Below are 26,581 nucleotides of genomic sequence, written 5' to 3' on the forward strand. Positions count from 1 at the left end.
CTTAGCCAATCAAATGCGGCGGCACAGCCAGCACCGGGCAACTCGCCCAGCGAATGATATCCGCCAGCGTGGACCACGGCGTGCGATCAGCAAACGCCGCCCGCGTTCGGGGCGCAACGATCACCAGTCCAGCATCGCGTACCTTGGCCAGGTGCAGCAGCTCCTCCGCCGCATCTCCACGCAACACGCGCAGATCGACATGCGCCGCCAGTTCCGGATCGCCCGGCACCAGCAACTTCAACTCTTCGCGCGCCCGCTGCTCTTCCACATGCTCCATCGGGCCGGACTCATCATACTCAGCCAGTACCTGCGCAATGGCCAGCGTGGCCCCAAACTCGCGCGTAATCGAGCAGGCATACTGCGTGGCGCGCAGCGCGTGCATGGGCTTTTCCACCGCGAGCACCACTTGACGCAGAGGCCGGTAACGCGAAGTACACTGCGGCCCCACCACCAGCACCGGGCAGCCGATGTGGCGCACCGTCTTCTCGGCGACAGAGCCCAGCATGACCTTGCCGAGTCCGCCCCGGCCGTGCGAGCCCATCACGATGAGATCGGCGTGAACATCCCGCGCAGTGGCAGCGATCCAATCCACCGGCGAACCAGCCGCGACCACCTCTTCATGTTGCACACGTTGCAGCGATCCCAACTGCATCAGGTGGTCGTGCAACTGCTGTCGCCCGCGCTCGAGCAGCATCTCCTGCAAATCCTGCGGCACCGCCACCGTGTTGCTGAAAGACGCATCCTGCGGCACGCAATAGAGAATGTGCAGCGTAGCCGAAAAGACGCGCGCAAGACGAATGGCATAACGCAGCGCAAGCGTAGCCTGCGAGGAAAAGTCAGTAGCGGCAAGAATGTGATGCACATGCAGTGGGGTGGTCTCAAGATGTGGCATGGATTGGCTGGCAGACACGGCGACGGGGCGGGAAGACATCGGCACCTCCCTCGGCCATGCGGCACGGGCAGACCGGCGCGAATGGCCGATTGGAAGCCCCAGCGTAGCTGCCGGACACGAGCGCGGAAAGTGACCCGCATCACCTTCTTTTCCCGCCGCAACCGGCAGAATGCACGCGACCCGGCATCTTAAGGACTGCATATCTCTCGCAGAAGAGGCCTGTGCCAGACACGCAGCGCCTCATCTCATAGAAAACGGGACCGGGTCACCACGTGCTCAAATTCGTACACTCCTTGCTGGCGCTGCTCTTGCATCTTGGATACGCAGGCCCCATCGTTCTGGGGATCCTCGATTCCTCCTTCCTCTTTCTCCCCTTCGGCAACGATCTGCTCGTAGTAATTCTCGTTTCACAGCATCCTCACGGACTCCCGTGGTACGTGCTGGCGGCCGCCGCCGGCTCCACGCTCGGCGTGCTGCTGCTGGCGCTGGTGGCCCGCAGCCTCGGCGAAGAAGGTGTAAAGAAAATGGCCGGGCCGCAGCGCTTCAAAAAACTGAGCGATCGCATTCACAAGCATGGCGGCAAGGCCGTGGTGCTGGCCTGCATTGCGCCTCCGCCCTTCCCTTTCACCATGGTGATCGCCGCGGCGGCAGCGCTCGACTATTCCCGGCTCCGCATCTGTGTGCTCAACTTCATCGCGCGCGGCGTTCGCTTTGCGCTGCTCGGTCTGATCGCCATTCACTACGGCAGCCGCATTCTCAAGCTCGCCCACGCACCGGCTTACCGCTGGGGCATGTTTGCTTTTATCCTTTTGTGTGTCGCGGGCAGCGGACTCTCAGTGTATGCATGGCTCAAAAATGTTCGACCGGGCAGGCGGGCATGAAACCCTCGCTACGCACGCCGCGCAGGAACACGAGAATATCCCGGCGGATGCTCGCCGCCGCCCACGAATCCCTTTCTTGAGGAGATCCCCCAATGCTCACCGCCATTCCCCGATGCCTCGCCGCAGCCGCGCTCGCACTCTGCCTCTCTCCGGCGCTCGCGCAAAACTCCGCGCCCACAGCGTCCGCCGAGGCCGCGCCCATCCCCGTCAACGTGCATGCGGCGGGCACACCGTTTCCTCATTACTGGGAGCAGATGTTCGGCTCCGGCCGCGCCCACCTCGTCATGCGCGCGCAATACCAAACCGACCTCGACCAGGTGCGCAAGGTGACTGACTTCCAGTACGTCCGCTTTCACGCCATCCTCGACGATGAAAACGGCGTCTACAGCGTCGATAAAAACGGCAACCCGTTCTACAACTGGACCTACGTGGACCACATCTACGACGCGCTGCTGGCGCACGGCATCAAGCCTTACGTAGAGATCAGCTTCATGCCCAACGATCTGGCCGAGAAGAAGATTCTCCAGCCCTTCTGGTATCACCCCAACATCTCGCCGCCCGCCAGCTATGCAAAGTGGGACGCGCTCATCACAGCCTTTGCCCGGCACCTGATCGCGCGCTACGGCATCAATGAAGTTTCGCAGTGGTACTTCGAAGTCTGGAATGAGCCAAACATCGGCTTCTGGGGCGGCAAGCCCGCGCAAAGCACCTACTTTGCCCTCTATGACCATACGGCGCGTGCCCTCAAATCCGTGAGCACCCGCCTGCGCGTGGGCGGCCCGGCCACGGCGCAAGCGGCATGGGTCGGCGACATGATAGCGCACGCCGCCAAAGATCATGTGCCGCTCGACTTCGTATCCACGCATGTCTATGGCGACGACTCCGCCAAAGACGTATTTCATGACAACCGCACCATCCTGCCCTACCAGATGGTCTGCCACGCCGTGAAGAAGGTGCATGAGGAGATCCTTCACTCCGCGCGCCCGCACATTCCACTCATCTGGAGCGAGTTCAACGCCAGCTATGCAAATCATCAAAACGTCACCGACTCCATCTTCATGGGCCCCTGGATGGCCAACACCATCCGCGAGTGCAACGGCATGACGCAGATGATGTCCTACTGGTCCTTCTCCGACGTATTTGAAGAGCAGGGCGTGAAGAGCACGCCGTTCTACGGCGGCTTCGGCCTGGTCGCTGAGGACGGCATCCCCAAGCCTTCCTATGACGCCTTCGCGCTGCTGCATCATCTGGGCAATCGTCTGCTGCCCGCAAAGGCAACCGACGCGCTCGTCACTCGCAACCGCCACGGCCAGATCGTGATCGCCGCATGGAACCTCGTAGACCCCGGCCAATCCGGCCCCAGCAAAACCATCGCCTTTAATCTCCAGGGACTGCCCGCGCTCGCACACGCCAGCATCCTGCGCGTCGACTCACAGCACGGCGACACATTAGACGCGTGGAAGGCGATGGGCAGCCCGAAATATCCCACCGTCGCTCAGATCGCAGCCCTCAAGAAAGCAGCGCAAGTTGGCCCACCGCAAGCCATCTCCGTGCATGACGGCCACCTCGTCGTGAGCGTGCCGCCCATGGGCCTCGCCGTCATCACCGTCAACTGAGCGCAAGCCCCCATCGCTTTCCGCAGCTTTCCTTCAGGGTCCTTCGGGGCCCTGAAGGTTTTTCGAGCGCTTGCTGGCCCGTCTCTTCCGCCGCAAGACCACACTTCTTTTCACACGCGCCTGCTATCGTTACAGATTTGGAAATCCGGCCTATGATGACTCGCCTTCCATCTGTTCCCCGGCATATTTTTGCCTGCCTGCTGTTGGCCTTGCTTGCTCCCCTGGCGCTCGCCGCACATGCGCCGCGCAAGTTAGCCGCCCACAAACAGCAGCTCGCTTTTGTGCTGATTCTCGCGCGCCACGGCGTGCGCGCGCCCTCTGCCCCAGCCGCCGTCCTCGACCGTTACTCGATCCATCCCTGGCCCGCGTGGCCGGTAGCTCCCGATGATTTGACACCTCATGGTTACAAATTATTGCGGCAATTCGGCGAGTGGGACCGCGCATGGCTCGCCCGGCAGAATTTGCTCACGCCATCAGGCTGTGCGGCCCCAGCCATCTACATCTACACCGACTCCGATGAGCGCACCATCCAGAGCGGACACGCCCTCGCCGAGGGACTCAGCCCCGCCTGCACCGTGACCATACACTCCCGCCCCCAGGGCCAGCGCGACCCGCTCTTTCACTTCTCGCCTGGCTCACTCGATGCGGCCACCCGCGCAGCCATGCTGGCCAGCGTGCGCGAGCGCATGGGCGGCAGCCCCAATACATTCACCGCCGCGCACCAGTCCGAATTGAACCTGCTGCAATCCGTACTCGACGGATGCAAGCCCGGCGCCCCCTGCACAACCCCGCCAGGTCAGCCGTCGCTGCGGCTCGATGAAATCAGGAGCAGCGTAAAAATCAAATCGCAAGGTGACGTTTCCCTGCACGGCCCGGTATTCACGGGCGCGAGCCTCGCCGAAGACATTCTGCTCGAGTACACGCAGGGCGTGCCCCGCAATAACGTCGCATGGGGCCTGCTCCATCCGTCGCAACTCCGCGAGATCGTCGCACTGCACACCGCCGAGTTCGCCGCGAAGCATCGCAATCCCGTGCTGGCGCGCGTGGAGATGTCCAATCTTCTCAGCCACATTCTCGACACGCTGCAACAGGCCGTGCAGGCGCGCGCGGTGCCCGGCGCGTGGGGCACACCCGCCCAGAAACTGGTCGTGCTCGACGGCCACGACACAGACATTGCCGCCATTGCAGGCCTGCTCCGCCTGCACTGGACGCTCGACGGCCGCCACGACGACACGCCCCCCGGCACCCAATTGCAGTTTCTCGTCTATCGCGACGCGCGCGGAGCCGCATCGATCAAAATGCGCATCGTCATGCAGACGCTCCGCCAGATGCGCCAGGCAGCCGCACTCACCGCACTCCATCCGCCGGCTTCAGCAACTCTTAATCTTGCCGGTTGCACAATGAATGTGTGTTCCTGGCATGCATTCGACGCCGCAGCCCGAAGCGCCATCGATCCACGCTTCATCCTCCCATTCTCGCAACCTTGAACCGCGCCCTCACTCAAACTTGAAACCCCTGGCCGCCGCTGCGGCCCCGCAACGCAAAGGAGAAATCATGAAGAAGCTCGCCGGCCTGCTCACCGCTGCCTGCCTCTCGGCCACTCTGGCCGCCGCAGCCGTGGCCCAGACACAGACACAAACCCAGAAGCCGCTGCACTTAGTGAAAAAGTTCGCCATGCCCTCCGGCATTGCCGGGCATTTTGATCACGTCTCCATCGACCCGTCAGGGCATCGCCTCTACGCAGCGGCGGAGAGCGCGCATCAGGTGCTGGTCTTTGATCTCGACTCCGGAAAATATCTCCGCTCCATCGGCAACATCGTCAAGCCGCACGCCATTCTCATCCGCCCCGGCGTCGAACGCCTCTACATTACGGACGGCGGCCGTGGCCAGGTTCGCATTTACAACCGTCAGAGTTACAAATTTCTTCAGGCCATCCCGCTCAAGCTCGACTCCGACTCCATTGCCTATGACGCGCCCTCGCACAACCTGTATGTCGTCAACGGCGGCGGCGACGCGCACCAGACCTTCTCCATGATCAGCGTGATCGACACCGGCGCAGACAAAAAGCTCGGCGATATCCGCATCGACGGCGACACCGTGGAAGCCATGGCCATTGATCCCACCTCCAACCGCCTCTACGCCAATGACCCGGCCAGGAACCTCGTAGTCGTCATCAACCGCGCAACCCGCAAGATCGAAGCCACATGGCCGGTCACGATGGGGCAAAAGAACGTGGCCATCGCGCTCGATGCCGCGCATCATCGCCTCTTTGTGGCCTGCCGCGACGGCCATCTGGTCGTCTTCAATACACAGACCGGCCAGCAGATTCAGTCGCTGCCCATCGGCAAGGGCGTCGATGACGCCTCCTTCAACCCCCAGACCGGACGCATTTACGTGCAGTGCGGCGAGCCCGGCGCGACCTGGGTCTATCGCGAAGAGTCACCGGACCACTACACCATGCTCGGCGAGGTGCAGGAGGGCTACAAAGCCAAAAACTCCGCCCTCGTGCCCGCGATGCATCGTTACTTTGTCCTGGTCCCCCCGGCTACCGGCGGCGTGGGACACATCGACGAGTTCGCCACCCGCTAACCAGCCTTGAAGAAAGCAGAGGGCCCGGCAATCCGCCGGGCTTTTTTGTTGCCGGCGCATCCCGGCAAACTACAAGGGATAACTCCCTGATAACACTGACACTCCAGAACAGTTAACCTCAAATTACATCTTGACTTTCCTTTGTTGATGCGAGTCTTATCCCTCCAGCATTCCACGCGTTGCGTGAGAGGACTGCTCCGGGCTCCCGGCTGGAAAGGTGTATTCATGAACAAGACCACACGGCGCGCATTTCTGGCCTCGCTCGCAGCTTCTGGAGTCATCACAGCGTGCGGAGGCAATTCCTCCTCCCCGATGACCACCGCAACGGCGTCTCCCACGCCCACCCCCACCACGACTCCCACTTCCACGCCTACACCCACTCCAACGCCAACTCCAACCCCCAGCGCAACGGTTCCGCTGGCCATTGACCTCACGGCGGCTGGCCTGCCTGCGGGCACGCTGGCATACGCCTACATCACCGGGGGCGTGGTCACGGCTCCCACACCGGCGGCGACACCCATCACCAACTACTGGCTCGATGCCTCCGGCGGAGTTCACCAGATGGCCATCGCCGACAACAAGCAGGCACGCCAGACGTTCCCGGGGGACAGCGTCTTCAGCGGCAGCGACCTCACCACATTGCAGAGCAATTACCCCGACGCATGGGCCGACTACAGCATTCCGCTCTCGCTGACAGCCCCCAATGTCATCGACCTCTCCGGCATCAACGCCACCAACATGCCCGATCTCGGCGTGGGCACCAATGCCTTCAGCGGACGCATCTACATCTCCCTCGGCGTGCTGCGGCTGCCCTTCACCGTGCAGGCAGCCAACGCCACCAGCCCCAACCCATATGCGGGTCCCTCGCAAGACCTGAACGCCGTCGGCTCCTATTGCCTCTATGACTGGTTTGAGTTCTCCATCACCGGCCCCGGACCTTCGACCCCGGCCGGCATTCTCAACGGCAACTCCACGCAGGTCGACCAGTTCGGGCTGCCGCTCACCATCGATTCCACTCCCGGCGGCAGCACGCAGGGCGCGCTCAACCTCAGCCGTAACAACCTGATGACGCAGGTCAACACTTTGCCGACTCCCCTCAACGGCATCCTGACTATTCCGGTGCCGTCCGTCTCCGCCACCGCGCTGGCCGCGGCCTATCCTGCGGGAACCCAATACCTGCGGGCGCTTTCTCCCGATCACGTCTCCGGTATCGGCGGCGGCAGCAATGCCTTCCAGACCTACTTCGATGGAATCATCAGCACACAATATGCTGCCTGGGCCGCCACGCCTCTCGTCGTAACAGACACGGCAACCGGCACCTACAGCGGCATGGTGGTGGGCGGCAACCTGATCTTCATCTCCGGCAACTACACCACGCAGTCAACCTGGAACACCGCCTATCAGGCAACCCCCAGCGCCTCCCAAATCAACTTTGGCGCGCTCACCACGGCCATCCTCTGGCAGTGCCCGACTTCGTCCACCTTCGCCTCAGGCAGCGCCGCGCAAAAGAACATCGGCAAGCAAATCCTGGCCGCCTTCAACCGCGGCGTCTTCAACGCCACACCGGCTCCTGCCTCGCTCGATGACGGCTCCTGTCCCTCCCCTTCGCAGTACTATCAAAGCCAGCCATGCAACGAGTGGGCCAACCAGTTCCATATCTGGAACACCAATAAACTCGCCTACGGATTCGCCTACGATGACGTATGCAATCAGAATCCCAGCCAGACCACCAGCGGCCCGCTCACCGCGTTGAATATCACTCTCGGCCAATGGTCCTGAGCCCGCGACTCTTCATTCCTGCTTCGTCCGCCTGCCCCATCCGCAGGCGGACGCTTTTTTCAGGTGCATCTTGAACGCGGAGACTCCCTTCATCTTCCTCTCCATCGCCTCCTACCGCGATCCCCAACTCGTGCCCACCATAGAGGATTGCCTCCGCAAGGCCAGCCATCCCGAGCGCCTGCGCTTCGGCATCTGCTGGCAGCACACGCCGGAAGACCGGCCGCTTCCCTTTCTTCACGACCCGCGCTTCCGCATTCTCGATGTGGACTCGCGGCAGAGCCGTGGCGCATGCTGGGCGCGCGCCGAAATCATGAAGCTGTGGCAGCAGGAGCAGTGGTATCTCCAGATCGACTCCCACTGCCGCTTTGCCCCCGGCTGGGATGAGCGCATGATTCAGATGGCAGCCGCAACCGGCAGCCCCCGGCCCATCCTCACCGCATACCCGGCTCCCTTCAAACCCACGCATGGCGCAGAAAGCGAGACGCTGGCAGACTGCGCCCTGCAAGTGGCCTTTCACGCCTTCACCCACGATGGCATTCCCGAGTTGTGGCCGCGCCCGCTGCCGCCGGCCGTGCAGGCGCGTCCCATGCGCGCTCGCTTTCTCGCTGCGGGCTTTCTCTTCGCTCCGGGCAGCTTTGTGCGTGAGGTGCCCTATGACCCCGAGCTGTACTTCATGGGCGAAGAAACCGCCATGACCGTGCGCGCCTTCACCCACGGCTACGATCTCTTTCATCCCCACGAGACGCTGCTCTGGCATGACTACGGACGCCACGACGCTCCCCGCCACTGGGGCGACCACACCGCGGACGCACCCGCCCCATCAACCTCTCCGGCCGCTTCCCCATCGACTCTATGGAGCAGCCTGGACCAAACCAGCCGCCGCAAAATTCACCGTCTCCTGCGCGGCGAAGCCATCGAGGATTTCGGGCTGGGCACAGCACGCACCCTCGAAGGTTATGAGCACTATGCCGGGCTCTCTTTCCGCGAACGCAAGGCCCAGACCTACACCCTGAGCGCTCTCGAGCCGCCCAATCCCAGCGCCCAATCCGGATGGACGGATGCGGTCCACGACTGGATCGTGAAGATCGTCTTCACCCGTGCGCAACTCCCCGCAGGCGCGCTCGCAGACCCGCTGCACTGGTTCCTCGGCATCCGGGACGCACAGGGAGCCGACGTCTACCAGCACCGCATGCTTCCGGCAGAGATCGAGCCGCTGCAGCAGAAGGGAGAGCAATTGGCCGTCGTCTGCGAGTTCGCCTCTGAGACCACTCCAGCCTCGTGGCTCCTCTGGCCGCTGAGCCGGTCCTCCGGCTGGCTCCCAGCACTCGAGGGCCGCTTCGCGCCGGGCGATGTCGCACTACTCCAGCCTGAAAACTCCGAGACGCTATAAGAAGCGTCTCGCCCAATGCAGTACCCCGGCACTGGCCAGCGCCGGTTTCAGCCGGTACACTGTTGCGGCGATAGATAACGTTTACGAAAAGGACTTTTCCCTTATGTCTCGCCTGCGCATTCCTGCTTCCTTCACGGCGTTCTCTGCCGCATTCTCGATGTTTTTCTGTGCCGTTTTGCTGCTCGCCGCTGCTCGCCCGGCCTCTGCGCAAGACACCCACGCCGGCAAAACTTCTTCCGGCATGGTTGCGGCAATGCCGCCTATGGGCCCCGCGGCAACGCCGCCTATGGGCCCTGCGGCAACGCCGCCTATGGGCCCCGCGGCAACGCCGCCTATGGGTTGGAATAGTTGGGACAGCTGGGGCTTCACCATCACCCAGCAGCAGTTCGAGCGCACCGCCGATTACATGCACCAGCACCTGCAGAAATACGGCTGGCAATACATGGTCATCGACGAGGGATGGTTCGCGCAGTATCCCACCCACGGCGGCATCGCACGCGAAACGCAAGGCTACGTCATCTCGCCCGACGGTCTCTACATGCCCGCGCCCAACCGCTTTCCGCAGGGGCTCAAAGGCGTGGCCGACTACGTACACTCGCTTGGCCTCAAGTTCGGCATTCATATCGTGCACGGCATTCCGCGCTCGGCTGTTGAAAAAAATCTGCCCATCGCCGGCTCGCACTACACCGCCGATGAGGCCGCCAACACCTCCGACGTCTGCGCCTGGAACACCGACAACTACGGCATCAAGGACAACGCCGCCGGCCAGGCCTATTACGACTCCATGCTCAAGCTCTACGCCTCCTGGGGCCTCGACTTCCTCAAGGTGGACTGCATCTCCTCGCCCTACAACGCCGCCGAGATTCACATGATTCACCGCGCCATTGAGAAGACCGGCCGCCCCATCGTGCTCAGCCTCTCGCCCGGGCCCACGCCCCTCAAAGATGGCCCCGACGTCGAGAAGTACGGCAACATGTGGCGCATCTCCAATGACATGTGGGACGTCTGGTACAAGCCCGAGTCCGCGCCCAGCTTTCCCCAGGCGCTCACGCGCCAGTTTGGCCAGCTCGCCCGCTGGACGCCCTATCGCGGTCCCGGCCACTGGCCCGATGCCGACATGCTGCCCATCGGCACGCTCGAGCCGCATCCCGGCTGGGGCCAGCCGCGCGTCTCGCGCCTCACCCACACTGAGGAGCGCACCCTCGTCTCCCTCTGGTCCATGGCCAGATCCCCGCTCATCATGGGCGGCAATTTGCTCCGCATGGACCCCTACACCCTCTCGCTGCTCACTGATCCTGAGGTCATCGCCATCGATCAGCACTCCGGCGGCAATCACGCCGTCCATCAGGACGCGCAATCCTCCGTCTGGACCGCCGAGGGTGCCAAGGGCACTTACGTGGGCGTCTTCAACCTCGAAGATACGGCTCGCACCATGACCGTGCCCTTCTCCGATGTCGGCGTCCACGGGCGTCACCGCGTGCGCGACCTGTGGGCGAGGCGCAACCTGGGCCGCAAGCGCGAAATCTCCGTTAAGGTCCCCGCCCACGGCTGCCGATTGCTACTAATACAGCAGAGCCATGTGCACCGTTGGACCGCAGTCAAACCGTAACCAGGCAGCAGCCGGGCAATCGTCGGGCAATGGCCAGGCAATGGAAAGGTGCGGTGCGAATCCTGCGCAGTACAAGAATGAGAATTCTCACAGAATTCGCACACAACCCCGGCCCCAACCGTGCATCTGAGTTAGATAACCGAAAGAGGCAGCTTCAGACCGAGATTTTCCAGCCCAAAGCAGTACACCTCTAAGTTTCAGCCGCTTCGGCGGCCCCGCTCCTATCCTCCTGGCACCCCACCCTACTGCCTCTGCCAAAAGGCCCGCTGGAAAGCGGGCCTTTGCCTTTAGGGAAACAGCCCACAGTGGCCAGTCCCCAGTTGTCAGTTCTCAGTTGTCAGTTCTCAGTTGCCAGTTCTCAGTCCTAATCCTCATTGCTGAGAAAATCCGGGTGCCCCACGTCTCGACTCTGAGACGTGGGATCAAGGTCTCATCCTTCGCGATCTCTCCGCCGGGCGATGCCGGGTGCCCCACGTCTCGATTCTGAGACGTGGGATCAAGGCATGCGGTTCCATTTCAGCCTTATCTCCATCTATGCTCTGCCTCCCAGCGTCATTCTGAGCCGCAACGCGGCGAAGAATCCCGGCGATGCCCCGCTCCTCAAACGCCGCCCCAAGTTTCTCCCACCATGCCCCTAACTCACTGCCCGGGTGCCCCTCCCACCACGTCCACAAACCTGTATCAGGACACGGCTTCAGCCGTGCCATAAAGGCTAATAGAAAGAGAGCTTTAGCCCCTGCGCTCGCCCTCACCCTGACAAGCCCCTCACCCACTGAACACTGGCCTCTCGCCCCCTGCCGGGAATTCCCCCTCCCCTTGCTATCCTTGAAACAGGGCATCAATCTCGCGAGATACTCCACCCAAATGCGCATAATGCGAATCCGCATTCACATTTTTAGACTATTAAAATCAACAACTTACAACATATTCCAAGAAAAACACCCAAATGTGAATCCCAATTCACATTCACACCGCCCACCACTCCGCCTGCTGCCCCCCGTCTCGACTCTGAGACGTAGGATCGCGCCCACCCAATCCTGACCACCAACAACTGGGGACCGACAACTGAGGACTGACAACTGGGGACTGGCAACCGACAACGACCCACCGCCTCTCCCCGCGTAAAATAGTCGAGATGCCCAGCCCGTCCACAAAGCCTGCCCGCCTGTCTCCCTCCAGTCCTGCCGCCATTCAGGCCATTGATGATCTGCTGGCCAGCGTCGGGCTCGAACACGGACGCCGCAAGCTCGGCCGCGACGGCATCATTCGCCAGGCCAAATATGCCCCCGCGCGCGAGCTGCACGCCGATGACCTGCGCCAGCCGCAGCGCCCCGTGCGCCCTCGTCAGGTCGAGGTCGTCCAGGCTCCCGGATGGGCCAACCACCCCTGGCTGATGCACGGCTTCAGCACCCGTTCCGGCGGAGTCACCAAGATCTATCGCGCCGCCCGCGAAGGCCAGGAGCCCGGCAAGTTTCGCGGAGCCGGCGAGCTCAACCTCGGCTTCACCCAATCCGACGAGCGCGCGCTCGTCGAGGAGAACCGCCACCGCTTCGTGCAGGCCGTGGCGGGCAATAGCGCGCTGCCCCTGGTCACCCTCCAGCAGATTCACTCCCAGATCACCTACCGCATCGGCAAGGATGACGAACTGGCCGCCGTGCGCCGTGGCGATGGCCTCATGACCAGGCGTCCTGGCATCCTCCTCGGCATCCAGACGGCGGACTGCATTTCCGTCATGGTGGCCGACACCAAACGCCAGGCCGTGGCCATCTTTCACGCCGGCTGGCGCGGCACTCTCCGCCGCATCGTCCAGGGCGGCGTCGGCCGCATGCGCATGGAGTTCGGCAGCAAGCCCAAAGACCTCATCGCCGCCATCGGCCCCGGCATCGGCCAATGCTGCTACGCCGTCGGCGAAGAGGTCCGCACCGAGTTCCGCTCCCAGTTCGCCTACTCCGACGAGCTCTTCTGCGAGGTCTACGACTCCGACCCCGTCCGGGAGAAATACCCCCTGCTCTTCCTTACCGCGCGCGCGCCCGGCCACAGCCCCATCGGTCCCAGCCTGCACCTCGATCTCTTTGAGGCCAACCGGCGGCAGTTGCTCGACGCAGGCCTCCGTGAGGACTCCATCTCCGTCCTCGGCGACTGCACCAGTTGCCACACCAACCGCTACTTCTCGCACCGCGCCGAGCGTGGATTCACCGGCCGCATGATGGCCGTCATCGGCATCCGCGAGTAGCCTCCGCGCCGGCAGACCTCCTGCAGCCCCGGTTCTCCACAACTCCCACAATCGCACCCGCTTTTGCACAGCCTCCGGGGCGGAATTTGACGCCCCCGCGGTTGTTCCGCGCCCCTCAAGCCGATAGCCTGAAGGCAGGGCCGGCCAGACCGCGCCGGCGGCCAGTAGCTCCCCTCCGCATGCCGTCCGGGCTTGCGGCGTTCTCCACAGCCAATTGCAGGGAAACGAGCCCGGAGTTCCTCTTTTGGCATCTAAAATACAAGATGTTGTGGTTGTTCCTTGACACGCCCCACAGACAGCGCTAAGGTCCCACATGCGGCGGTTTTTTACCCTGGGCCAGAGACTTCCGTGGAACTGTTCATCGGAAGCCGGGCGTTTACCGCAAAAATTGGATTGTTCGTTGCATTTGGCGCAGAGTTTTCTGCTGCCGTCCCGGCACCTTTGATGGCCGGGGCTTATATCCCAAAGACCCGTTCAAAGATCGAGAGGAGTACCCCCATGGCAGACGTTAAGACCGTGCCGGCCAGCACATCGCAGGCCCAGCCCCAAGCCCAGCCCCACACTGCATCCACCCCCGCATTGCGCTTCGGCCGCCTGTTTTCCAGGCCCGGCGTTTCGCCCTATGACGAGGTGCAGTGGGAGAGCCGCACAGCCGCCATCACTGACGCCGCGGGGAAGACCATCTTTGAGCAAAAGGATGTCGAGATTCCCGTCGACTGGTCGATGACGGCCACCAACATCGTCGCCAGCAAATATCTGCATGGCCCCCTCAACACGCCCGAGCGCGAAAGCGGCGTGCGTCAGTTGGTCAGCCGCGTGGCTGAGACCGTGCGCGACTGGGGCATCAAGGGCGGCTACTTTGCTTCAGAAGAAGACGCGGCCATCTTCCACGATGAGTTGGCGCACCTGCTCATCACCCAGAAAGCGGCCTTCAACTCGCCCGTCTGGTTCAATGTGGGCTGCGACCGGCTGGAGCCGAAGTCTGACGCCCAAAACTGGCACTGGAACCCCCACACCTGCGCCGTCGAGTTCTCCGTCACCGGCTACCGCAATCCGCAGTGCTCGGCCTGCTTCATTAATGCCGTCGATGACTCGCTCGACTCCATCCTGACGCTCGCCAAGACCGAAGGCATGCTCTTCAAGTGGGGCTCCGGCACCGGCACCAACCTCTCGCCCATTCGCGGCTCCATGGAGCAGCTCTCCGGCGGCGGCACCGCCTCCGGCCCGCTCAGCTTCATGCGCGGCTTTGATGCCTTTGCCGGCGTCATCAAGTCCGGCGGCAAGACGCGCCGCGCCGCCAAAATGGTCATCCTCAATGTGGACCACCCCGACATCGTCGACTTCATCGAGTGCAAGATGAAGGAGGAAGCCAAGGCCTGGGCGCTCATGCGCGAGGGCTATGACGGCTCCTCCGGCCCTGATTCCGAGGCCTACAGCTCCATCTTCTTCCAGAACGCCAACAACTCCGTGCGCGTCAATGACGAGTTCATGCGCGCCGTCGAGAAGGACGGCGAGTTCACCACCCGCACCGTCAAAGATGGCGCGGCCGTCAAGACCTACAAGGCCCGCGAAATCATGCACAAGATCGCCGAAGCCACCTGGCAGTGCGGCGACCCCGGCATGCAGTATGACTCCACCATTAACAGGTGGCACACGTCCAAGAACTCGGGCCGCATCAACGCCTCCAATCCCTGCTCGGAGTACATGTTCCTCGACAACTCCGCCTGCAACCTGGCGAGCTTCAACCTGCTCAAGTTCATGACCCCGGCCGGCACCTTTGACATCCGCGCCTACCGGCATGCCATTGACGTGCTGATCACGGCCATGGAAATCCTCGTCGACAACTCCGGCTACCCCACCGAAAACATCGCGCGCAACTCGCATGACTACCGCCCACTCGGTCTCGGCTATGCAAACCTCGGCGCGCTGCTCATGGCCCTCGGCCTGCCCTATGACTCCGATGCCGGCCGCGACTTCGCCGCGACTCTCACCGCCATCATGTGCGGCGAGGCTTACCTGCAGTCCTCGCGCATTGCTGAGAAGTGCCCGCCGCTGGCTTCCGCCACGCCGCTCACCGCTTCTGTCGAGCGCAACGGCGGCGCATGCCCCGGCTTCTATGTGAATCGCGAGCCCTTCCTCGACGTCATCCGCATGCACCGCGCTGAGGTCAACAAGATCGGCAAGTCGAAGACCAGTAGCGAGCCCTTCAAAGTCCCTGAGCTCGACGCCCTCATCACCGCCAGCAAAGAATGCTGGGACCAGGCCCTCGCCCACGGCGAAAAATACGGCTACCGCAACTCGCAGGTCACCGTGCTCGCCCCCACCGGAACCATCGGCTTCATGATGGACTGCGACACCACCGGCATTGAGCCCGATCTCGCCCTCGTCAAGTACAAGAAGCTCGTCGGCGGCGGCATGATCAAGATCGTCAACAATACCGTGCCCGCCGCGCTCTTCAAGCTCGGCTACAAAAATGAAGACGTCGATGCCATCGTCAGCTACATCGACGCCACCGGAACCATCGAGGGCGCGCCCGGCATCAAGCCCGAGCACCTCGCCGTCTTTGACTGCTCCTTCAAGCCGGCCAAGGGCACGCGCTCCATTCACTATCTCGGCCACATCAAGATGATGGCCGCCACGCAGCCGTTCCTCTCCGGCGCGATCTCAAAGACCGTCAACATGCCTCATGACTCCAATATTGACGACATCGCCGAGGCCTATCTCGAGTCATGGCGTCAGGGCCTCAAGGCCGTCGCCATCTATCGCGATGGCTCCAAGGGCGCGCAGCCGCTCAACGTCTCCGACGGCAAGGGCGCCAAGGAGATCAAGGGCGCAACCGCCGATGCCACCCTGCTGGCCGCAGCCGATCGCGTGCTGACCGCACTCGCCACCGGCAAGGCCGCCGCCGAAAGCGACGTCAAGACCCTCGCCACCAAGGTCTCTGAAAAAATCGAGGTCAGCGCCGGCCAGGTAGCTACCGCCGCCAGCGCCTTCGCGGCCACGCTCACCGCGCTCGCCGCGGGCGGCGTCCGCATGGAAGACCAGGACCTCAACGCCCCGCCTCGCGCCGTGCGTCACCGTCTGCCTGAGGAGCGCGCCTCGCTCACGCACAAGTTCGCGCTCGCCGGCCACGAGGGCTACATCACCGTCGGCCTCTACCCCAACGGGCAGCCCGGCGAAATCTTCATCAAGATGGCCAAGGAAGGCTCCACCGTCTCGGGCCTCATGGACAGCTTCGCCACTGCCATCTCGCTCGCCCTGCAGCACGGCGTGCCCCTCAAGGTGCTCTGCGAGAAGTTCGCGCACAGCCGCTTTGAGCCCTCCGGCTGGACCGGCAATGAGCAGATCGGCTACGCCAAGTCCATCATGGATTACATATTCCGCTGGCTCCAGATTCGCTTCCTCTCCGGGCAGCAGCTCTCGCTCTTCGCGGGCCTTGCGGCTCCGGCCTCGGGCGAAGGAATCGAGGCGCTGAGCACGGCCGCACTGTCGCCCGAACAGCACACCCCCACGCGCGGCATGGGAGCGACCGGCGCGCCGCAGGGCGGACTGCTCTCTGAGTTGCACGCCACCGCCGAGGCCGGAGACCTGAAGATGGAAGACCGTGGCGTGTTCCACGCCGCCGACGCCATGAAGGACCTCTATGACATGGGCGACGCACCAAGCTGCCACACCTGCGGAGCCATCATGGTCCGCAACGGAAGCTGCTACCGCTGCATGAGCTGCGGCAGCACCAGCGGCTGCAGCTAAGAACATGCGCGCACACCTAAAAGTAAAAGTGTGCGCGCACACTTAAAATGAAAGTCGCGCACACGAAAATGAAAGTTGCGCTGAAAGTGAAAGTTCCGCCAAAGAGACCACCTCTCAGCGGGAAATCATAAAAAGCCGGCCAGACTCTGGCCGGCTTTTCTATTCGTCCGGGACGAGGACAATTTGAGCTTTTTAGGAGCGGCACGCCCATGGCGTTTCCCACTTTCTCACCGCTGCGGCGGCGAATTAACTTACCTCAGAACCGTGCGGAATCTCGGGGCAGGTCAATCGCACGAGGAACTCAGCAGGAGGTTATAGGCAATAAGGATTTCTATTTGGACGCATTACCGGGAACAGGCGGAGACTAGCGGCAGATAGGAGAAGACAACCATGAAGGTCAACGTGAAATCACTTGTTGCAGTCGCGGCGCTGGCAGTTGCCAGTGTCTCAGCAGACGCCGCAGCGAGGCCTCGTTCCAATACCCTCCGGGTCGAATTCCCGGCAAGCAATTCAGTTCTTGCACAGACCGGCGCAGAAGCAATGTATCTGTATTACAACAATGACGGGCAAGCGCTGCTCTATGTGGAGTCCGATCATGGACGCGAGCTCACTACTTTGGATGTGACAGACCCGTCAGCGATCCGCAGGGTATCCCGGACAGAACTGTCCGTTCCCTCGGCATATGACTTTGTACGGTCCATCGGCGAGCACACCATTCTGATTCGCTATCGCAAGGGCAGTGAAGTGGCGGCGCTTTGCCTTAAGCACGACATGCATCCGGCGCTGAAAAGCGCGTCCGCTCTGGAAGATGCCAGCGTGCAGCAAACATTGGGGCAGACCGGGCTTCTGATCTCGCAAGGACAAACAACCCCGGAGGCATTACCCGATCCGCAGAGCTATGAGGTAGTGGATACGGCGAATATAACGCACCCGGTGGTTCTTGCCGACATTGCAGGAGTGACGGAGCAAGTATCAAATCCTGACACCGGCACGCTCTTCCTGCTGAACGAAAGTGGTGTCACAGTAGTTCGCCGACTGCGTGTCGAAACAGAGCACCAGATGGAACTGGACCAGGACTTGAACTGATCGAGTGCTGGCTATAAATTGAGCTGCCTCGGCGGAGAGGAAAGGATAAATCTTTTCCGCCGGCACGCTGTCATCGCCTTCCAGGCCAATTTGGCCCTGCTCCCTGCGCCAGCGGTAGTAAGTCTGTTTGGCGATTCCCGCTTCGAGGCTTGCTATCGGGTGCGGCTTGGAGCTTCCCTTGGCATGCACAGCAGTCAAGGTCGAATCACTTTCTCAAACCAGCTGACAAAGGCTCGAGCCTTTGTGGCGGTAAACTTCCCCGACGGATAGATAGCCAGAGATCCATCGGTGGCAGAGTCCACTCCGGCAGCACCGAAATGACCCTTCCATCCGCAAGTTCGGGCCAGAACATCCAGCGCGACACTACCGCAAATCTATTTCCGCGGAGCGCTGTCGATACGGCACTAGAGATTTGGCATCAACTGACGAGAAGAACGTTTCATGCGAAGTAGTCGCTGACCGTCCGACTTACCGTTGGTCGAAGCTTGCTTGCGCCTTCTGAAAGCGTTCCACATTCTTCACGGCCCACAGCCATAGGGGATGGACCTGCTCAAGCATCTCCTGTCCCAGGTCCGTGGCTTCATACTCGACGCGTGGAGGGACTTCTGGAAATACCTTCCGTGTAACAAGCCCATCACGCTCCAATTGCCTGAGGGCCTTCGTCAGTGACTTCTGACTTACGTTCTCCACCTTCTCCATGACGCGTGAAAATCGCATCGGTTCGCCCGCCTCGGCGAGCACAGCGAGTGTCCACAGCGTCCACTTCTCCGCCATTCGGGTCACCATCTCGCGCGCCAGGGTCTCTACTCCGGGCCCTAAGTCTTCGCAGACGGCATTTGCATCACTCCAATCAATGGAGGATGACCTCCGAGCGGACTTCGCAGATTTTTTGGGAGTCAATCTCGCGGTTTTGCTCATTCGTTACCTCAAGGTGCATATAGGCCAACAAGGTGCCTTATTGCTATCGGATACTGTCTGGCCCATAGTACAGCTTATGAAGATGAATTGGACCGCTCAGGACATCCCTTCGCAGCAAGGTCGCCGCGTTCTGATTACCGGAGCCAACAGCGGCATCGGCTTCCATACCGCCCTTGAGCTAGCCCGCCATGGTGCAGAGATTATCCTGCCTGCGCGAACGATCGAGAAGGCAACGGCAGCCGCTGACAGAATCAAGCAAGCTGTCCCGAACGCACAGATCGTGCCCGAGGTCCTTGACCTGGCAGACCTGAGTTCCGTACGCGCCTTCGCCGAGCGAATCCTGCGGCTCTATCCGCAGCCCTCGCTTGATCTGCTCATCAACAATGCCGGAGTAATGGCCATTCCAAAGCGACAGCTCACACCGGATGGCTATGAGCGCCAGTTCGCTACGAACTACCTGGGCCCGTTTGCGCTCACCGCGCGGCTCTTCCGTGCGGTCAAGCCCGTATCGGGCTCCCGCATCGTCATCGTCTCGTCAAGCGCCAATAGAGTGGGCAGAATCGACTTCGAAAACCTGCAGTCCGAACGGCGGTACAGCCCGACGAGTGGAGCCTATGCGCAGTCCAAGTTGGCAGATTCCATCTTCGCCATCGAACTGCAACGCCGCCTCACAGCTTCTCATTCCCCAATCATCGCAACGGCGGCCCATCCGGGCATTGCGATTACAAACCTGCAGAAAAGTGGCCCCGGCGAAACCTCTCTGCTAAACCCGACGCGCATCATGACCGCGCTGCTCAAGCCATTCTTCACACACGACGCATCTCACGCTGCTCTACCCACGCTCTATGCTGCAACCGCTCCGGATGCCACACCGGGAGGCTATTACGGCCCAAATGGATTTCAGGAGTTGAAGGGAGCACCCGCCGAAGCCAGAATCCCACGCATGGCGCTTGATCCCGCTATCGCTGCTCGACTTTGGCAGGTTAGTGAGCAGCTCACCGGGATTGAGTTCCCAATTGCCTGATCAGGAGAGAGGGAGCACTCATGTGAAGTCGGCTCATCGTCAGCCGTTCATACTGACGTCTTCAACTGGCGAGAACAGCCCAATGTACCCATTCAAAACGATTCGCGTTGCACGGTATTGCACCGGCTCTTTAGCCGGGATAGGGTCTACGACCCCGCTCAAGCCAACTGCAGGCTTGAATAGAACAAACTGTGGATGCAAATCCAGTGTCACGACCTGCGGACTGTAAGCGATCCGGTAGTTCTCATCGAGAATTCTATCGAGGTGAGTATGTTCGCCCGCGCTCCGGGCTGGAAGCGGCTGCAGAGCAGTCAAGATTGCCGGAATCCCCAATCTCAAAGAGGGAGCTATCTGAATTGCTGATTCGCCTTCGCGAATGGAGATCTCTTGTGGAAGTGCATTGAAATCGAAGACTACGATTCCTCTGCATTCAGAGGTGATGCCAATCACCCCTTCTACTCTGGCGACTCAATCGTCCCTGCAGCAAAAGACGCTTTCTCCCCACGTTAGCCGTCTGCGATGCTGAATGCCTGCAAGGTTCCCGGCCTCAGTTGCGCGGAGTCACCTGCCCCGGGGTATGCTCGTAACCGTGAATTATCGTTCCCTGCTCTGCATCTCTCTGGTGGCGGCGTGGTTGCCACTCTGCATGGCGCAAACCTCCTCCGCACCGGCTGCACCGGGCCCATCACTGTCTCAGGCGCAGGCCGATCTGCATCACGGCAAGAATGCCGATGCCATTGCGGTGCTCGAGAAGCTGGCCGCGGCGAACCCGGCACAACCGGGAGTGCAGCACGCGCTCGGCCTGGCTTTTTACCGCACCGGCCGGCTGCCGCAGGCAAAAGAAGCCTTTGAGAAGGCGATTGCGCAGAATCCCAAAGATATCGAGTCCGTCCAGTTGGAGGGCCTTACGCTCTTTCGCATGGGCCAGCCCAAGGCTGCGATTCCTTATCTTGAAAAGGCGAAGCAATGGATGCCCACCGCCAATGCCGACGCGAGCCACGTGCTCGGGCTCTGCTACATGAATGCACAGCAGTTTGACGATGCGCGCCGGGCCTTTGCCGCGGAGTATGATCTGCCGCCTGACTCCGCTGCGGCTCATCTCATCCTGGCGCAGATGTTGATGCTCTCAAACCTCACCGACCAGGGAGCGGCCGAGGCGCAGAAGGCGCTCGCGCTGCAACCGGGGCTGCCGATGGCGCACTTTCTTATCGGCGAGGTGGACTTGTTCAAGTCTCAAGTGGATGAAGCGGTGCAGCAGTTGCAGGCCGAGCAGAAGATCAACCCGACGTATCCCCCTGTTTATTCGCGGCTGGGCGATGCCTACTTTCGCATTGGCAAGTACGACCAGGCCGAGCAGGCACTGTTGAAGTCACTGGCGCTCAGCACTTCGAGCACCGGTCCGTTCATTCTGATGGGCAAAGTGCTGCTGCGCAAGCAGGACCCGGAAACGGCGGCGATGTATCTGCGCCATGCCGAGCAGATGGATCCCGCAAGCTTTATCACGCACACTCTGCTGGGGCAGGCCTACCGCCGCATGGGAGATGAGGCGGATGCGAGGAAAGAGTTTGAAGCGGCGGAAAAGCTGCAGAATGCAAGCCGGCTTCATCTCGGCGCTATTCAGTAAGCCCGGCTTCAGCGAATGTGTACGGTGACCAGGTGCGTCTCCACCGGCACTCCGCCGACGATGGAGGTTTCCAGCACTGCTTCAAAGGGCCGTATCTGTCCGTTCTTGCCGCGTACTTTGCTCAGAAGCTGCTGCAACGTATCGCGATGGCAGGCAAACTCGACCGCGGCCTGTGTGCCGTAGGTGGTGAGTCCGCTGAAGATGAGCGTCTGGTAGCCGGGCTGCAGCCCGGGCAGCAATGCCAGTATGGCGTAGTCGCGCGTGAGCGGATATTCGGGTCGCTCGTAAATCTTTGGCTCGCCCGGCAGCGGGTGATGGTTGATGATGCCGGACTCGGTTCCATTGGACATCAAGCTGAACTCGCGCGTGTTGGGAATATCTCGCAGAGAAGGATTTTCGGCCACCGAGCCGATGAAGATCAGATTGCTGTTCTGGGCCTGGTCCCAGGTGACCAGCAGGCTGCGCTTGAGTACAAACTGCGAGTGATAGCGATCAAAGAGATGCGCCAGATCATAGACGCTCGTCAACTCGCCGATGCCGGTGTAGTCATCGACGTAGTTGGGGGGCAGCGGCTGCTGCATAGTCATGGGGTCGGCGTATTTCAGCCCGTCTTTTGAATTGCCTGAGAAAAGCGCGTTGCTGTAGATGACCAGCGAAGACTTATTTGCGAGGAAGGGCGCCCAGAACTGTTTCACCGGACCAGGGTGGGACTGAGCGTGCGTCCACGCGAACCAGCCTCCAATGGCCAGCAACAGGACGGCCAGCAGCCCGGCGAGCCAGAGAAAGCGATGCCGCGCCGGGCTTGCCGCAGCCTCTTCCGCTACTTCTTCCGGTGCGGGAGGGGACATTGCGGGCGGGACATTGCCGGTTTGTTCCTTCAGTTCGCGTGGCTCCCGAGGCTCAAAGACCGGCAGGTAATGGCCTTTCGGAATGGTGATGACGATCTCTTCGTTTGCGCCTTCGCTTGAAAAATACTCCGTCAGCTTTTGCCGCAGAGAACGTGCGTGCGTGCGCACGATGCTGTCTTCGCTGGAGTTGTAACCGGGCGGCCGCCGGAAGACGTGGATGCCGATCTGCTGCTCGGTCGCCTCTTCGGGGACGCCGCGCAGGGCGCAATCGCAGACGTAAAAGAAGAATTCACGTACCCGGTGGGAGGAGTGAAACCCACGGCTCGCGGCGACTCTCTCTACCAGAGCCCAGTGCGGGTTTTGGCGGGCTTCCGGGCTGATTTCAAGAGGTAAAGAAACACGGGGCATCCGTTGGGGAGTATGTCACACGGGTTTTTAACGGGTCAAATCACCGTGACATACGTTGCAAGTTGTTCATTGCAGGTTGGAGGGTGGCAGAGATTCTGGCAAAGCTCTGTTCTGCATCTTTAAGTATGCGCAGACAGAACAAAAAAACAAAAAGCAGATGCCCGGCAACTGATGGCGAAGAGGCGCGGCCGAAGCCGGGAATGAGACTCAGGAGGATGTGATGGCAACGAGCAGCAATCTTCACTTTGCGTGGACCAAACTCAGGAAGCCAGGCCGCTGGATGGGCGGGGGGATCGCCTGCGCTCTGTTATGCGTGATCGGAGTCATGATGCCACGGGCCGCGGTGGCGCAGGCCGTTTATGGATCGATTTTTGGCACCGTGACCGATAAGACCGGTGCGGCCATTCCGGGCGCGAAGGTGATGGTGACCGACATCTCCAAGGGAACCTCGGTTTCGGTGGCCTCGAATGCGAGCGGCAACTACCGGGTGGATCATCTGATTCCGGACGCCTACAGTGTCACGGTCAAGATGAAGGGCTTTCAGACCACGACGGTGCCCAGCGTGACGGTGAATGCCGATTCGTCGCCCAAGGTGGACGTGTCGCTTCCGGTTGGCTCGGCCAGCCAGACGGTGACGGTGAACGGGGGCACGCCGCTGCTGCAGACGGCCAGCACGGATGTTTCGACGGTGCTGAACTCGCGGACGATGGAGCAGACCCCCAACCTGGACCGCAACCTGACGGCTTTTGAACTGCTGACGCCGGGCACCTCTTACCTGGGCTGGAGCGTCAGCCAGGCGACTAATCCGCAGCAGAGCGAGCAGATTGAGGTGAACGGCCAGTTGCCGTTCGCCACCGGTTATCAGCTCGATGGTACGGACAATGAAGATCCAGTCAACGGCGTCGAAGTGATCAATCCGAACCTGGACGCGGTGGCTGAAACAAAAATCGTCTCGCAGAATTACGATGCCGAATTTGGAAACGCGATCGGCGGCGTGGTCACGGTGCAGACCAAATCGGGTACGAATCACTTTCACGGCTCGGTTTTCGATTATCGCCGGTCGTCTGCGCAGTTTGCGCGCGATCCGTTCACGCAGCCTGCCGGAACGCCGCTGCCCTCTTTTCTGCACAACCAATTCGGCGGCTCTATCGGTGGCCCGATCAAGCGGAACAAGCTGTTCTTCTTTGGCGACTATCAGGGGCTTCGCGAGCGGACGGGAACGACCATCATCACGACGGTGCCGACCGCGCTGGCGCATACGAGTTGCACCTCGGGCGGTAACTGCAATCTGAGCGATTATCTGAATCCCACGCTGGGCGGTTCGGCTGCGTTGCAGGCTTATGATCCGGGCACGGACCAGAACAATCCCGTCGCTCCGGCGAATCGCACGCCGTTTGCGAACAATATTATTCCGGCCGGGCGGATTTCCGCGCCGGCGATCAACCTGATCAAAGATCTGCCGATGCCGAATTATGGGAACGGGTCGATCATCAACAACTATGTGGGAAATGGCGCCGGCGGGTTTAATACGGACCAGTGGGACGTGCGTGTGGACGATGAGCTGAGCCAGAACTTTCATGCCTTTGCCCGGTACACGCGCTTCGACTCCAACCTGAACGGCCAGCCGGTCTTTGGCGCGGCGGGCGGCCCGGGGCTTGGAGTGGGCAACTTTGCGGGCACTGACACGACGCTGGACCAGAGCCTCGCGGCGGGCGGCGACCTTTCGCTGTCGAGCCACTGGCTCACGGACTTCCGCTTTGGCTGGTACCGCCTGCACCTGCAGGAACTGGGGCCGGATGCGAACACAGCCGCGGGCACGGCGCTCGGCATTCCGGGCGTGAACCAGGCGCCACTTAGCATCAACGGGGGCCTGCCGCAGTTCAACATTCAAATTCCAGCGAATGGAGCCAATGAAGGCAACAACGTCAGCTACGGCACTCAGACCGACGCCACCAACCAACTTGAGAATGTGTATCAGATATCGAACAACTGGACCCGTACGCTTGGGAACCACACGATCACGTTTGGAGGGTTATATGAGTATGCGACTCTCTTCAATCCTTCCGTGCAGAACGGGTATCTGTTCTCTGGCAACTTCACCTTTAACTACAACACCACGCAGGGGCCGGGAGGAGCAGCCGGACTGGGATATGCATCCTTCCTGCTGGGAGATTCCTACAGCTTTACTCGCACGGTGCTGCAGAATACCTCGGCAGCCTCGCACCAGCCGCGGCTCTTCTGGTTTGCACAGGATCAGTGGCGCGCGACGCGCAACCTGACGATCAGCTATGGGCTGCGCTGGGACATGGTCTATCCAGAGGCCGTGGATGGCAAAGGGCAGGGCGGGTTGCTCGACTTCAACACAGGAGCTGTGCGTGTGGCCGGATATGGCGGCTTTAACAACGCCCTGAACGTGAAGATGAAGTACACGCATCTGGCGCCGCGCGTGGGGATTGCGTGGCAGGTGCTGCCCCACACCGTTGTTCGCGCCGGGTATGGGCGGGAATACGGCATGGGCTGGTCGGGCAATACCTTCGGCGATGTGCTGACTTACTCCTACCCCGTGGCGGTGGAGCAGAATAATAATGCCGCCCAGAGCTATGGATGGGCGCTGAATCTGACGAATGGCCCCTCGGCGGTCAACTTCCCCGCCATTCCCGCGAATGGGCTTTATCCGCTGCCGAACAATATTCAAGAGTCCTCGCGTCCACTGACGATGCGGGTTCCAACTCTGGATGCCTGGAACCTTACGGTGCAACAGCAACTGACTCGTTCGAGCAGCCTGCAGATTGCCTATGTGGGCAGCCACGGCATTCATAACCAGTTTGACTCGTCGAACCAGGCCAACAACAACACCCAGACGCTTGCCGGCTTCAACTGCTATGCGCAAGGCACCTGCAGTCTGGCACAGGTTCCCAAGGATCCTGTAACGGGACAGCCCTACACCCTGAATGAGCGCTTGCCCTATTACGACGGCACCGCCCAGAAGTATCTCGGAGTTGGATACGGCTCGGCGTTCGGCTGGACGCAGCAGTTCCGTTACAACGCGAATGAAGCAACCACGAGCTATAACGCGCTGCAAGTTGTCTTTAACAAGCATTTCTCCAATAGCTTCCAGTTCATGGCCAACTATACGTGGTCAAAGGCGCGGGCTCATGAGTCGGAGTACTTCTTCATCAATCCGGCTGAGGATTATGGCAACAGCTACTACAACCGGCCGCAGCAATTTCTCGCCAATGGCAACTGGGATCTACCATTTGGTCACGGCCACAGGATCGGCGCCCATGTGCCCGGCTGGGTCAACCAGATCATCGGAGGCTTCAGCATCAATGGCGTGCTGACCGCCGAAGATGGGTTGCCCTTTACACCTACCTACGCGGAATGTGGACAGGATGAAGACATTGATACGGGAGGCACGCTCTGCCGCCCGAATGCGATCGGGCCTCATGTGAACTATGGCCTGGGCAAGCAAGGGTTTAATCCAGTTGCGCACAATGAGCGCTACTTCACCCCCGTGGCTCCGTTGACGGTGAATGGACAGGCGAACGGCATTTATGTACGGCCTGCTCCGGGCACCTTTGGCCAGATTGAACGCAACTCGCTCTATGGGCCGGGCTACTTTGACACGGATGCTTCGGTCGCGAAGAATTTCTTTCTGGCCAAGGCATACAAACTGCAACTTACCGCGCAGTTCTACAACCTCTTCAATCACCCAAACCTGAATGAACCGAGTAATTGCATCGATTGCTCCACGGGAGGTCTGGTGACGGACGTAGTGCCTAATCAGGTTGGCACCTCGATGCGCGCGGTGCAATTCGCTGCCCGGCTCCAGTTTTAACCGTTTGCCCTTCTGCCCGGTGACTGTTCCACAGCCGCCGGGCAATTTGTTATTTTGCAATCCGATGCTGCCGGTGGCCTGGCGGCAGTTGATATT

18 protein-coding genes are annotated in these 26,581 nt (G+C 61.1%); 13 read left to right on the top strand and 5 right to left on the bottom strand.

The genetic code is table 11. The features are described 5' to 3' along the window. Position 1: 1 nt before the first annotated feature. Positions 2–931 carry a universal stress protein gene (locus ACP_RS07570; protein ID WP_015896702.1) on the bottom strand — a complete coding sequence of 310 codons (930 nt, stop codon included), beginning with the start codon at positions 929–931 and terminating at the stop codon, positions 2–4. Positions 932–1,164: 233 nt separating this feature from the next. On the opposite strand from ACP_RS07570, the gene ACP_RS07575 reads away from it, so the two are divergent. From ACP_RS07575 to ACP_RS07625, 10 genes are all read left to right on the top strand, one after another. After that, positions 1,165–1,773 (top strand): VTT domain-containing protein, encoded by a 609-nt coding sequence (locus ACP_RS07575; RefSeq protein ID WP_015896703.1) that lies wholly within the window; start codon positions 1,165–1,167, stop codon positions 1,771–1,773. 92 nt (positions 1,774–1,865) lie between these two features. Beyond that, entirely contained in the window at positions 1,866–3,389 is a 1,524-nt protein-coding gene (locus tag ACP_RS07580; protein WP_015896704.1) for a GH39 family glycosyl hydrolase, read from the top strand. Positions 3,390–3,541: 152 nt separating this feature from the next. Next, positions 3,542–4,876 carry a histidine-type phosphatase gene (locus ACP_RS07585; protein ID WP_015896705.1) on the top strand — a complete coding sequence of 445 codons (1,335 nt, stop codon included), beginning with the start codon at positions 3,542–3,544 and terminating at the stop codon, positions 4,874–4,876. Between the two features lie 67 nt (positions 4,877–4,943). Then, entirely contained in the window at positions 4,944–5,978 is a 1,035-nt protein-coding gene (locus ACP_RS07590) for a YncE family protein (RefSeq protein WP_015896706.1), read from the top strand. A gap of 225 nt (positions 5,979–6,203) precedes the next feature. Then, complete coding sequence (locus ACP_RS07595) at positions 6,204–7,757, top strand: beta-1,3-glucanase family protein (protein ID WP_015896707.1); 1,554 nt, start codon at positions 6,204–6,206, stop codon at positions 7,755–7,757. 70 nt (positions 7,758–7,827) lie between these two features. After that, positions 7,828–9,147 carry a GlcNAc-transferase family protein gene (locus ACP_RS07600; protein WP_015896708.1) on the top strand — a complete coding sequence of 440 codons (1,320 nt, stop codon included), beginning with the start codon at positions 7,828–7,830 and terminating at the stop codon, positions 9,145–9,147. Positions 9,148–9,481: 334 nt separating this feature from the next. After that, positions 9,482–10,756: a glycoside hydrolase family 27 protein gene (locus ACP_RS07605; protein ID WP_169305947.1), complete on the top strand. Its 1,275-nt coding sequence runs from the start codon at positions 9,482–9,484 to the stop codon at positions 10,754–10,756. A gap of 1,135 nt (positions 10,757–11,891) precedes the next feature. Further along, a complete protein-coding gene (pgeF, locus tag ACP_RS07615) occupies positions 11,892–12,989 on the top strand; it encodes a peptidoglycan editing factor PgeF (protein WP_083770554.1) in 1,098 nt (365 codons plus the stop codon). Positions 12,990–13,487: 498 nt separating this feature from the next. Further along, the gene (locus ACP_RS07620) at positions 13,488–16,739 is read left to right on the top strand and encodes a vitamin B12-dependent ribonucleotide reductase (protein ID WP_015896712.1); all 3,252 of its coding nucleotides are present in this window, start codon (positions 13,488–13,490) and stop codon (positions 16,737–16,739) included. A gap of 390 nt (positions 16,740–17,129) precedes the next feature. Then, positions 17,130–17,825 (top strand): hypothetical protein, encoded by a 696-nt coding sequence (locus tag ACP_RS07625; protein WP_015896713.1) that lies wholly within the window; start codon positions 17,130–17,132, stop codon positions 17,823–17,825. Positions 17,826–18,030: 205 nt separating this feature from the next. Here ACP_RS07625 and ACP_RS18815 read toward each other — a convergent pair whose 3' ends face one another. Both ACP_RS18815 and ACP_RS07630 read right to left on the bottom strand, forming a co-directional pair. Further along, a complete protein-coding gene (locus ACP_RS18815) occupies positions 18,031–18,237 on the bottom strand; it encodes a LysR substrate-binding domain-containing protein (protein ID WP_083770555.1) in 207 nt (68 codons plus the stop codon). Positions 18,238–18,293: 56 nt separating this feature from the next. Beyond that, positions 18,294–18,611 (bottom strand): winged helix-turn-helix transcriptional regulator, encoded by a 318-nt coding sequence (locus tag ACP_RS07630; RefSeq protein WP_052294736.1) that lies wholly within the window; start codon positions 18,609–18,611, stop codon positions 18,294–18,296. Between the two features lie 214 nt (positions 18,612–18,825). Between ACP_RS07630 and ACP_RS07635 the strand changes: the two genes are divergently transcribed. Continuing rightward, positions 18,826–19,767 carry an oxidoreductase gene (locus ACP_RS07635; RefSeq protein ID WP_015896717.1) on the top strand — a complete coding sequence of 314 codons (942 nt, stop codon included), beginning with the start codon at positions 18,826–18,828 and terminating at the stop codon, positions 19,765–19,767. Positions 19,768–19,806: 39 nt separating this feature from the next. Here ACP_RS07635 and ACP_RS07640 read toward each other — a convergent pair whose 3' ends face one another. Continuing rightward, positions 19,807–20,217 carry a hypothetical protein gene (locus ACP_RS07640; RefSeq protein WP_015896718.1) on the bottom strand — a complete coding sequence of 137 codons (411 nt, stop codon included), beginning with the start codon at positions 20,215–20,217 and terminating at the stop codon, positions 19,807–19,809. Between the two features lie 139 nt (positions 20,218–20,356). Here ACP_RS07640 and ACP_RS07645 point away from each other — a divergent pair, with 139 nt between their 5' ends. Next, on the top strand, positions 20,357–21,391 hold the full coding sequence (locus ACP_RS07645) for a tetratricopeptide repeat protein (protein WP_169305948.1): 1,035 nt from the start codon (positions 20,357–20,359) through the stop codon (positions 21,389–21,391). An 8-nt stretch (positions 21,392–21,399) separates the two neighbouring features. On the opposite strand, the gene ACP_RS07650 is transcribed toward ACP_RS07645, so the two are convergent. Then, positions 21,400–22,647, bottom strand: a complete 1,248-nt coding sequence (locus tag ACP_RS07650) for a hypothetical protein (protein ID WP_015896720.1) — start codon at positions 22,645–22,647, stop codon at positions 21,400–21,402. A 220-nt stretch (positions 22,648–22,867) separates the two neighbouring features. On the opposite strand from ACP_RS07650, the gene ACP_RS07655 reads away from it, so the two are divergent. Beyond that, positions 22,868–26,485 (top strand): TonB-dependent receptor domain-containing protein, encoded by a 3,618-nt coding sequence (locus ACP_RS07655; protein WP_015896721.1) that lies wholly within the window; start codon positions 22,868–22,870, stop codon positions 26,483–26,485. Positions 26,486–26,581 lie beyond the last annotated feature (96 nt).

This window comes from Acidobacterium capsulatum ATCC 51196 (assembly GCF_000022565.1).
Lineage (GTDB): Bacteria > Acidobacteriota > Terriglobia > Terriglobales > Acidobacteriaceae > Acidobacterium > Acidobacterium capsulatum.